Below are 10,788 nucleotides of genomic sequence, written 5' to 3'. Positions count from 1 at the left end.
GGATACTGAACAGGCATCTCCCAGCCCGCAAAATCAACCATCTTGCCACCCAACTCAACATGAAGAGAGTAAAGTGGAGTGCGATTCGGTGAAGTCATCTTTCTAACCTTTCAATCAGCGGGATTGGTCGCGAACGACCGTCACAGTGCAGTGCGCATTCCGAACCACTCGGGCGAGGTTCGGGCCAATTTCATAGTTCGGGAAATCGCCCTTGGTGGAGGCCATGACAATCAGATCAAAACCCTCTTTGTAGGCGAGTTTCAGGATTTCACGGTAAACGCTGCCTTCTTCGATATGGATCGCCACACCGGAGGCATCACCGTGGTCCAGAATGGCCTGAACCGCGTTGCGGACATGATCCTTTGCTCCGGCGCCATAGTTCGCGGGCAGGTTCGGAAGTTGGATAATCTCGGGGATGACGGCAACTGCGTGCAGTTCGGCACCGTAGAATTTCGCCTGTTCCAAAGCGACCGGCAGAGCCAGTTTCCAAGAACGGTCGTCGGTATGATCAATGGGCAGCAGGATTTTCGTGGCCATCACGTCTCTCCTCGAGATATGGAATTCTGTTTCAAAGGCGGGGGGCCGGGTTGGCCCCCCGTTTTGGTCGGGCCGAACTTATTCGGCAGGTTTTGCCTCCGGCTCTTCGGATTTGCCGCCCGAAGCGAAGAACTCTTTCGTCAGTTTGAAGACGATCGGGCTCAACAAGGCCAGGGCGATCAGGTTCGGAATAGCCATCATGGCGTTCAGCGTGTCTGCCAGCAGCCAGATGAAGCCCAGATCCGCGGTTGCGCCGAAGTAGATCATGACGATCCACAGGACGCGGTACGGCATCAGGGATTTCACACCCAGTAGGAACTCGACGCATTTTTCACCATAGAAGGACCAGCCGAGGATCGTGGTGAAGGCGAAGATCGACAGAGCGATGGCGATCAGATATCCACCGATGCCCGGCAGCGACAATTCGAACGCGTGGCTGGTCAGAGCCGCACCGGATTCACCCGATGTCCAAGCGCCCGACGCGATGATCGCCAGACCGGTGATCGAGCAGACGATGATGGTGTCGATGAACGTACCCAGCATCGCGATCAAGCCCTGGTTTACTGGACCTTTGGTCTCGGCTGCGGCGTGCGCAATCGGAGCGGAACCCAGACCGGCTTCGTTCGAGAACACACCACGTGCCACGCCAAAGCGGATGGCAGCCCAAACGGCAGCGCCAGCGAAACCACCTTCTGCGGCCGACGGAGTGAACGCGTAGGTGAAGACCAGCGACAGCGCATGTCCGATGTTGCCGATGTTGATCAGCAGAACCAGCAGGCCCGCGATGATGTAAGCAACAGCCATGAACGGAACCAGTTTACCGGCAACCGCACCGATGCGAGTGATACCGCCCAGGATTACAGCTGCGGTCAAAACCATCAGAACAACGCCGGTGACCGAGGTGTTCAGCCCGAAATTCGCTTCAAGAACCTGTGCCACACCGTTTGCCTGTACGCCGTTGCCGATGCCGAAGGCAGCGATCGCGCCGAACAGGGCAAATGCTACACCCAGCCACGCCCATTTCGCGCCGAGTCCATTCTTGATGTAGTACATCGGGCCGCCGACATAGTTCCCCAACTCGTCTTTTTCACGATATTTCACTGCGCAGACAGCTTCGGCGTATTTGGTGGCCATGCCCACCAGGGCGGTCATCCACATCCAGAACAAGGCGCCTGGACCGCCCAGGAAGACAGCAGTGGCCACACCGGCGATGTTGCCTGTACCGATGGTTGCTGACAGCGAGGTCATTAGCGCGTTGAACGGGCTGATCTGCCCTTCGCCCTGACCTTCCCGGCCTTTGAACAACAGGCTGAAGCCTGTGCCAATGCGCAGGATCGGCATAAATTTGAGCCCGACCTGCAGGAAGAAGCCGACGCCAAGGATGAGAACCAGCATCAGCGGCCCCCACACGACGCCATTGATGGCCCCTACGATTGAATTTAACGCTTCCATGGTATTCCTCCCTAGTGCGTCTGGTTATGCCCCGGCAGCAATCGCTCGTTGGCGAGCTTGCTTGAGGGCGGCAAAGTCTTCGTCCGCGTGGAAAGACGAACGGGTCAGCGGAGTGGCCGACACGTGTAGAAAGCCCTTGGAGCGCGCGATCTGCTCCAGCTGGGCGAACTCTTCCGGTGACCAGAACCGGTCGATCGGGTGATGTTTCGGGGTCGGTTGCAGGTATTGCCCGACTGTCAGGAAATCGACATTTGCGGCGCGCAGGTCATCCATCACTTGGCGGACGTCACTGAGGCTTTCGCCAAGGCCGACCATCAGGCCAGATTTGGTGAAGATCTCAGGGTTTGCGCGCTTGGCATCATCTAACAGGCGCAAAGACGTATAGTACCGCGCACCGGGACGAACCGTAGGGTAAAGATGCGGCACAGTTTCCAGATTGTGGTTGAAAACGTCCGGCGCTGCTTCAAATACCAGATCTGCAGAAGTCCCTTTTCCCAAGAAGTCCGGAGTTAGAACTTCGACGGTAGTTTCAGGGTTTTGGTGACGCACTGCTCGGATGGTCTGCGCGATGTGTTCGGCACCGCCGTCTTCCAAATCATCACGATCGACCGATGTGATCACCACATGACGAAGCCCCAGCTTTTTTACAGCGGCCGCAACACGGCCCGGTTCGAACACATCCAATGCGTCCGGCCGACCAGTGGAAACGTTGCAGAAGGAACAACCACGCGTGCAAACCTCGCCCATGATCATCATGGTGGCGTGGCGTTTCGACCAGCACTCGCCGATATTCGGACAGGCGGCCTCTTCGCAAACCGTCGCCAGGTTATGCTCTCGCATCAAGCGACGGGTTTCATAATACTCGGTGCTGTCACCCTTATTCTTGCGAATCCACTTGGGCTTGCGGGGAATGACACTGTCTGCCTTCTTGGCCCTTTCGGGGTGGCGGGGGCGAAGCTGGATGGTCATCTGGCGGCTCCTTCTTACGCGTGGATCGCACGACCCATGGCGTCGAGGCAGGCTTCTTTGACCGCCTCGCCCATAGCCGGATGTGCATGACAGGTGGAGGCGACCTCGGCGACGGTGGCACCTTTGGTCATCGCCAGAACGAGTTCCGCGATCAGATCACCGCCATGCGCACCGCAAATATGCGCGCCGAGGATTTTGCCGTTCGGTTCAGACAAAACCTTGACCGCGCCGTCGGTTTCTCCTGTCGACCGTGCGCGCGAGTTGGCCGTGAACGCGAATTTGCCGACCGCGTATTCGGCACCGGCTTCTTTCAGCGCCTCTTCAGTCACACCGACCGAGGCGACCTCAGGGTCGGTGTAAACGACACCCGGCACGGTGTTGTAGTCGACATGGCCGCCCAGCCCCGCCAACATCTCAACGCAGGCAACGCCGTCTTCTTCGGCCTTATGGGCCAGCATCGGTCCGGGGACGCAGTCCCCGATCGCATAGATGCCGGGAACCGATGTGCGGAAGCTATTGTCAACTTGAACAAAGCCGCGCGGGTCAAGAGCTATCCCCAGTTCTTCCAGCCCCAACCCGCGCGTGACGGGTCGGCGTCCGACGGCGATCAGAACCTTGTCGGCTTCGATCACCTCTTCCTTGTCTTTGCCGACCCGGTCCAGAGTAAGCGCCGATCCGGTTTCAGACTTTTCAATGGCTTTCAGCGCGCGCCCCAACTGAAACTTCAGGCCGCGTTTGCTGAGCGCGCGCTGCGCCAGTTTCGCAATCTCACCGTCAATACCGGGCAGAACGCGGTCCAGATACTCAACCACCGTGACCTTGGCCCCAAGACGTGCCCAAACCTGACCCAGCTCTAGCCCGATCACCCCCGCCCCGACGACAACCAGATGATCAGGCACCGTGTCCAGCGCCAAGGCACCGGTTGAGCTGAGAACATCCTTTTCATCGATCTCGATACCGTTCAGCGGCGTCGGCTCAGACCCCGTGGCGATCAGGATATTCTTGGCCTCATAGATATCGTCGCCAACCTGCACTTGCCCGTCCGCCGGAATGCGGGCCCAGCCTTCGATCAGCTCAACGCCGTTCTTCTTGAATAGAAAACCGATGCCCTTGGTAAGATCGCCAACGATCTTGTCCTTGCGCCCCATCATTGACGGCACGTCGATGCTGGCCCCCTCGACCGCAATGCCATGGGAGGAGAGATGTGCAAGCTCGGCATATTTGGCCGAGGAGGTCAGCAACGCTTTGGAGGGGATGCACCCCACATTCAGACAGGTTCCGCCCAGCGCCCCGCGCCCTTCCACGCAAGCCACTTTCATACCCAGTTGAGCCGCGCGGATCGCAGCAACATAACCGCCGGGGCCGCCCCCGATGACGATGAGATCGTAAATGCTCATTGGGTGTTCTTTCAGTAGATTGGATAGTTGGTGCAGAGGGCGCGGACTTTTGCGCGGGTCTCGGCTTCGATGGGTGCATCGCCTTCAGAGGACTCACGCAGCGCATCGAGAACATCGCCGATCAAGTGGCCGATCTGAGTGAACTCTTCAGGCCCAAACCCGCGGCTACATCCAGCGGCCGTTCCCAGCCGGATACCGCTCGTGATCGTCGGTTTTTCCGGATCACCCGGCACGCTGTTCTTGTTGCAAGTGAACCCGGCACGCTCGAGCGCAGCTTCTGCATCTTTGCCGGTAACACCAAGTGGCCGCAGGTCGACCAGCATAAGGTGGTTTTCTGTGCCGCCCGAAACGATATCACAACCACGCGCCATCATGACGTTTGCCAAAGCGGTGGCGCTGTCGACGACACGCTGCATGTATTCCTTGAACTCTGGCTTCAACGCCTCGCCAAATGCGACGGCCTTACCCGCGATCACATGCATCAAGGGACCTCCCTGAAGTCCGGGGAACACGGCGGAGTTGATCTTCTTCGCCAACGCCTCTTCATTCGTCAGAATGATCCCGCCACGCGGACCGCGCAGGGTTTTGTGGGTCGTCGAGGTGACCACATGCGCATGACCAATTGGCGAGGGGTGTAGCCCGGTCGCAACTAGACCCGCGATATGCGCCATATCAGCCAGCAGCCATGCACCGACCTCATCTGCGATCGCCCGGAACCGAGCGAAATCGATCTTTTGCGAATAGGCCGATGCGCCCGCGATGATCAGCTTTGGCTTTTCAGACCTGGCCAGCGCTTCGACTTGATCATAGGCGATCAACCCCTCGTCCGTCAGGCCGTACTGAACCGGGTGAAACCACTTGCCCGACTGAGCAGGCTTGGCACCGTGCGTCAGGTGACCACCGGCATCAAGCGACATGCCAAGGATCGTGTCACCGGGGCTGAGCAGCGCAAGCTTCACCGCTCCGTTTGCCTGCGCGCCAGAGTGTGGCTGAACGTTGGCGAACTCACAGCCGAACAACCTCTTCAATCGTTCGATCGCTTCAACCTCAACCTCATCCACATATTCGCAACCGCCGTAGTAGCGGCGACCGGGATAGCCCTCAGCGTACTTGTTAGTGAGCACAGAACCCTGCGCGTCGATCACAGCCTGTGAGACGATATTCTCGGACGCGATAAGCTCGATCTGTTCTGCTTGGCGCTTGCCTTCACGTACAATCGAAGCAGCAATAACCGGATCTGAATCTTTGAGCGATTTTGTAAACAAGGTTCCCTCCTCCATACTCGAATCCCAAGTACGAAATTTTGTTTCCTATAGTGGAATTCGGGTACTCAAGGCAACATATATCTCGTACTTGTGAAGTTGTGTAAGGATTGGGAAGTCGGTAACCTGCGGAAAATCAGGGAGATTTCTATGGTCGATGACAGCCTGAACGACGCCGTCGGGCCGGAAGAACAGGACGAAGGCGCTGCTTTGGGGCGCTCAATCCGGGATGCGCGCCGTGCAAAAGGGTGGACGTTGGAGGAAGCCGGACGGGCGGCGGGAATCGGTCGCTCAACACTTTCCAAGATCGAAAACAACCAGACGCGACCCAGCTTCGATATTGTTCGCAGGCTGACCCAAGCGCTGGAAATGAGCACCCCACAGCTTTTCCTGCAATCGGGCCAAAACGGTATTTCGGGCCGCCGCGATTACACTCCAAAAGGCCAGGGCGAGATGAAGGACACACCGACATATCTGCACGAGTTGCTCTGCTCTGAACTCACCAGCAAGCGAATGCTGCCTTATATCGCGACGATCAAAGCCCGTGATGTGTCTGAATTCGAGAACTGGATCAGACATTCGGGTGAAGAATTTATGTATGTGATCAGCGGTGAGCTAACCTTTATTTCGGAACACTATCGCCCATTGACCATGAAGGCCGGGGATTCCTTGTACTACGATAGCGGAATGGGTCACGGCTGCATTTCAACCAGCAAAGAGGACGCAAAAGTCTTGTGGGTTTCGCTAGAGTGATCTGAGCGCACAGTCGGTTGGACTCATATGTCGCTGCTGCATAAACAACGCACCCGCGCCTCCGCTAAGTTGCCCATCGGCGAGACTCTGAGCCATACTGCCAAGCACTAGGACGGACTGATCGTCTTCCTCCACGATGATTGATTGAAACTGGATTTCAACAGCGTCAAATGGACAATCCGTTTAATAGCCCTGATCAGGACAAACGCGTTGTTCGCTAGACACAAGACCGGAGTTCAAAATTGGGCATTCCTCGCCTCAATGAACGAAACCTACAAACTCAATGGCGTGGACCGCCCCGCCTAGCTCGCCCGAATGCTGATCGCTATTGCAAGCGGTCACAAACAGGCAAACATCGCCAGCCTGATGCCCTGGAACTATCCCGCTGAAGTGTGACAAGTTCACGTTTTATGGTCCAAGCTTTATTCGGACGGATAACTGGCACCCAAGTGACCTGTCTTCGTAGGGCTGAGATACTTTGACTCGAGTTCAGGACAGCTAGCTAAATTCGTTCAAGTGCGGTTTCGACTTGGCCGCAAAACTTTTCAATATCGCGCTTTAGCATATCGCTTTCTCGTGTTTCATCTCTGACCGCGGCCAGTTCATCTGCAACCATACGAACATCTTCAAACGGAGCTGCCTCCGCGATGCGCACCTGAGCTCGAATAAGGGCGGCCGTTACGAGCCCATTGCCCCTGGCTGCGCGTCTCAGTGCCGGCATTGAGTCGCGAAACAAAGACTCTGCCGTGATCGACGGGTAAACCACCCGCACGGTTCCGGCGTCATCCCGATACACGCCCGTGCAGAGCTTTGACGACCACGCTCGAGCCAGAGACGCCGATAGACGGTCGATGCAGACTATTGCGGTGAACGTGTCGTTGACACCTGGCGACAGAGCCCGAAGTGCGATTTCAACGAGAAGATGAACAGAAAAGCGGATATCTCCGTTAGGATATCGCGCGGGGATCAACGGAGCTGCCGCTTGCACCAGATGATCGAGGCTTTCGTCACTATCACCATAAACATAGGCCAAAGTGTCCGATGGAACCATAAAGTCTCCTGGCTGCACATCAAAAACGACGACTGCTCCGGCTTCCTTGGCCGCACTCACCAGACCTTCGGTATTGATCGAATTCACATATCCAGTGCCCGAAGCCAAGACTTGGCGCTTGTCTCCCTCTTCAGGGACTGCCTTTGAAGATGGAGTATCTGCGCTGTTTTCGATTGCGGTGCTGACTTGGCGATCCAAGGCCTCAGAAATCCGCGCTGCCTCCTGATCAATTGTAACGCGCGTCGATACTGTATGAACGAAGAGCAACAGCAAGAGAACTGAGATGATCGAATAGATTATTCCTATCGCAACAGCCAAATTAAAGGATGTGTCATCGCGTATCAGCCACAAAATTATCAAGCTGTATAAAAACGTCGCTCCAAGTGAGCCAACTGCAACCTGATTTACCCTGTCTTCGCCAAAGCGCTGCAAGAGCCTGGGCCCGATAGATCCTGCTGCCAAAGTGTAGACCAGCAGAACAATGGAATAGACCATGACCAACGCGGACATGGATGCAGCCGAGATAGCGCCAAGCACATCGCTCGCAGTGTGATTGGAAACACTGAGCCAATCAGAAGTGGAACAACCCCAACTTACGAGCGCTTGCTCCGTCTTGAAGACAATCCCAGCCACCAAGAGCCCCGAGAGGCTTATGGCAGCAGGGATGGTTAGGAACCCACGAAAGTACCTCACTAATTCTCTAGGTGTTTGCATTCCGGTCCCCAGTCACGACACGATCTTTTTAACGAACCTAGCTTTACGCAAACCGATCGGCCGCTTCTTTCAAAGCACTCTGCATATCGCCCCATGCAGCCTCGTAACCCTCTTTGACGTCTTCCCAGGCCTCGTCGCTGGTCGACTTCAAATTGTTCAGTTGAGCCTCTGCGTCAGACCTTGCCTTGTAGAGCTTATTGAGCTGCTCCTCGAGCTCGAGTTTGGCGGCCGCTTCGGCCACCTTCAGCTTGGCTTCGAGAACATCAATTTGAGCATTCCAGCTATCCAGTTGCAGCTGCGCCTTTTTCTCGTACCCAACGCGTGTCATCAAATTTTCCTTTCGTCTCAAACTTTGGTTCATATCAATGGGAGCTGCCAATTAGGCCGCAACAATTGCCTTGAGCATCCAGACTGCTTCCTCATGCTTCGCCATCCTAGCGTTCATCAAATCCTCTGTAGCCCCATCGCCATAACGGGCAGCGGTCGCGGCAGTCTCACGCAGGTTCCGGGCAATCGCTTCGTGGTCCGCAACCAACTGGTTGATCATACCCTCTGCGTTTTTGACTGTTTCTTCTTCGGTCAACTTGGCTTGGCTAACCATGTCCGTGAACGAGATCGGGGCCACCTGACCCAGAGCGCGCACACGCTCGGCCAAATCATCCGCAGCTTCAAACAGGTCGCGATACTGACGCTCTGTCAGTTCATGGATCGGCACGAAGAGTGGGCCTACGACGTTCCAATGTGTGCCTTGCGTTTTCACCATCAGAACCATGGTATCGGCCAGCACTTCTGTCACCGCGTTGGCGATCCATGCGTTTTTGTCGATGCCTGTGTCGTTGGTTTCTTCCTGAACTTCAGACTTCAATACTTGCTGTATCATTTTCACTCCGTTTCGTTTCTTGTGGGGTAAAACCTAAAAGCGAAAAATTATTTTTCAAATAAAATCATATGCTTATTATAGGTATCCGACACATCATGCGGCGCTTCATGATCCTGGGTATCCAGCCCAACTTGCCAACATTGCTGTAGACACGCAGGCCCAATGCCATACATGCTTGGAGTAACTGACGTAAGCTACTGAGGTCATACCAGTGTCTGATCAAAATCGACCACCAAAGCGCACGGAAAAACTGCAACTGATGCTCGACCTCGAGGAGCTTAAAGCCATTGATGATTGGCGGTTCGAGAACAGATTACCTTCCAGAGCGGCCGCCATTCGAGAACTCATCCGCCGCGGTCTGATTTCCAACGAGTTCGCAGAGCCACCTACTGACGCGCCTTCCGGCGAGTTTCGTGTTGTGGACGAGTGACAGGAAAACCCGCAGGGCAATCCAGTGACGCCAGTGGTGGACCAACATGGCATGAGCGATCAAACGATCCAATACGTCAGCATCTATTCATCGGTGAAAGGGTCTGAGGCGCCCCAACATCTGAGAGTTGGCCGCGTTATCAACCGCATCTTTTTTCAGATGGTGATGACGCCTCGCCATACCGAAAGGCGCGTACGACCAGTTTGTCAAAGCCCGGCTCGGGTAGATCGGCCAACTGAACATGGGGGGGCTGCTGCAGATCCAATCCAAGCCTAGGAGGTATCAAAAAGTGCCGCGTTCACCGGGTGCGCCGGACGAATTGTCAACAGCCCCAAGCTGATCGGCAAGATCGTCCATAGTAGCGGGCTTTCTGGTAGAGATGACCGGCTCGCGCAAATCAATTGTATCGAAACACGGGGAACTTGACATGTGAAGCTCCGCAAGAGCCGAACAGGAAGAGGGGGGGCAGCCAGCACCCCCGCAAAGACTGTCAGGCTTTGATCAGATGCCCGCCATCGATATCCAGCACAGAACCTGTCAGGAAACCGTTGGTCATTGCCATGATGACAGCTTGAGCGATTTCGCTGGCCCTGCCGACGCGGCCAACAGGGAGCGATCCACCAACCTGTGCATACATGCCTTCACGTGCCTCTTCTGGCATGCCTGCATAGGCTTCAGTCGCAACCATCCCGGGGCTGATGCAGTTGACGCGGGCCTTACCCGCTAGTTCTTGCGCGAGCCCCATGGTCAAAGCCTCAACCGCCGCGTTCACCGCACCCAGACCGGTCGCGCCGGCCGATGGGCGGCGGCTAAGCACACCGGAAAACAGCGTGATTGATGCACCGTCGGCCAGATACGGTAGAACCTCGCGAGCGGTCACGTAGGGGCCAATGAATTTGGCCTCAATCATGCCACGCAGGTCGTTAGTCGGCAGTTCGGCAAACGCGCCGTGCGCGGCACTGGATGCCGAGATGACGAGATGATCGACCTTGGCAAGGCTGGCAGCCCAAGCTTTGACAGCTGCTTCGTCAGTGGTGTCAACGGAAGCGACTGAAATGTCGCCTTCGATTTCAGACGCAACGGCCGTCAGTTTCTCTTCGTTGCGGCTTGAGATTGTAACCTTGGCGCCCAAACTGGCTGCAAGTTCAGCTGTTGCTTTGCCCATACCGCTACCGCCGCCAACAATGACGACATGTTTGCCTTTTAGCGCGGTTTCAAAAACGTTTGTCACAGTTCAACTCCTCGTTCCATCAGTGGCATTCGCACCGGATCGCCGCTCTGGGGTCGTTTGGCTGGTTGAGGATCACTCTTCCAGGCCCAACTCTGGTGTTAGATACTCCGGC

11 protein-coding genes are annotated in these 10,788 nt (G+C 56.0%); 2 read left to right on the top strand and 9 right to left on the bottom strand.

The features are described from left to right. Positions 1–114: 114 nt before the first annotated feature. The 5 genes from ACR0J4_RS22300 to glyA form a co-directional block, all read right to left on the bottom strand. Positions 115–537: a universal stress protein gene (locus ACR0J4_RS22300; protein WP_170644230.1), complete on the bottom strand. Its 423-nt coding sequence runs from the start codon at positions 535–537 to the stop codon at positions 115–117. Positions 538–615: 78 nt separating this feature from the next. After that, entirely contained in the window at positions 616–1,989 is a 1,374-nt protein-coding gene (locus tag ACR0J4_RS22295; protein WP_170644232.1) for an alanine/glycine:cation symporter family protein, read from the bottom strand. Between the two features lie 24 nt (positions 1,990–2,013). Next, entirely contained in the window at positions 2,014–2,958 is a 945-nt protein-coding gene (lipA, locus tag ACR0J4_RS22290; protein ID WP_170747440.1) for a lipoyl synthase, read from the bottom strand. 14 nt (positions 2,959–2,972) lie between these two features. Further along, a complete protein-coding gene (gene lpdA / locus ACR0J4_RS22285; RefSeq protein WP_170644236.1) occupies positions 2,973–4,355 on the bottom strand; it encodes a dihydrolipoyl dehydrogenase in 1,383 nt (460 codons plus the stop codon). 11 nt (positions 4,356–4,366) lie between these two features. Continuing rightward, positions 4,367–5,635, bottom strand: coding sequence for a serine hydroxymethyltransferase (glyA, locus tag ACR0J4_RS22280; protein ID WP_170644239.1), 1,269 nt, complete (start codon positions 5,633–5,635; stop codon positions 4,367–4,369). Between the two features lie 132 nt (positions 5,636–5,767). Between glyA and ACR0J4_RS22275 the strand changes: the two genes are divergently transcribed. Next, the gene (locus ACR0J4_RS22275; protein ID WP_170556292.1) at positions 5,768–6,370 is read left to right on the top strand and encodes an XRE family transcriptional regulator; all 603 of its coding nucleotides are present in this window, start codon (positions 5,768–5,770) and stop codon (positions 6,368–6,370) included. Positions 6,371–6,872: 502 nt separating this feature from the next. Here the strand turns inward: ACR0J4_RS22275 and ACR0J4_RS22270 are convergent. From ACR0J4_RS22270 to ACR0J4_RS22260, 3 genes are read right to left on the bottom strand one after another with little or no spacing between them, the layout of a single operon-like run. Further along, positions 6,873–8,135, bottom strand: a complete 1,263-nt coding sequence (locus ACR0J4_RS22270) for a DUF2254 domain-containing protein (RefSeq protein WP_170644241.1) — start codon at positions 8,133–8,135, stop codon at positions 6,873–6,875. Between the two features lie 43 nt (positions 8,136–8,178). After that, positions 8,179–8,496 carry a sll1863 family stress response protein gene (locus ACR0J4_RS22265; RefSeq protein WP_170644243.1) on the bottom strand — a complete coding sequence of 106 codons (318 nt, stop codon included), beginning with the start codon at positions 8,494–8,496 and terminating at the stop codon, positions 8,179–8,181. Positions 8,497–8,514: 18 nt separating this feature from the next. Beyond that, a complete protein-coding gene (locus ACR0J4_RS22260; protein WP_170380680.1) occupies positions 8,515–9,015 on the bottom strand; it encodes a Dps family protein in 501 nt (166 codons plus the stop codon). Between the two features lie 211 nt (positions 9,016–9,226). Here ACR0J4_RS22260 and ACR0J4_RS22255 point away from each other — a divergent pair, with 211 nt between their 5' ends. Further along, positions 9,227–9,445, top strand: a complete 219-nt coding sequence (locus tag ACR0J4_RS22255; protein WP_170474859.1) for a hypothetical protein — start codon at positions 9,227–9,229, stop codon at positions 9,443–9,445. 490 nt (positions 9,446–9,935) lie between these two features. Here ACR0J4_RS22255 and ACR0J4_RS22250 read toward each other — a convergent pair whose 3' ends face one another. Beyond that, positions 9,936–10,676 carry an SDR family oxidoreductase gene (locus tag ACR0J4_RS22250; protein WP_170556295.1) on the bottom strand — a complete coding sequence of 247 codons (741 nt, stop codon included), beginning with the start codon at positions 10,674–10,676 and terminating at the stop codon, positions 9,936–9,938. Positions 10,677–10,788: the final 112 nt, after the last annotated feature.

Source organism: Ruegeria sp. B10, from assembly GCF_056539825.1.
The sequence above is the reverse complement of the archived record's forward strand: the minus strand, read 5'-3'. Positions and strand labels throughout refer to the sequence as shown.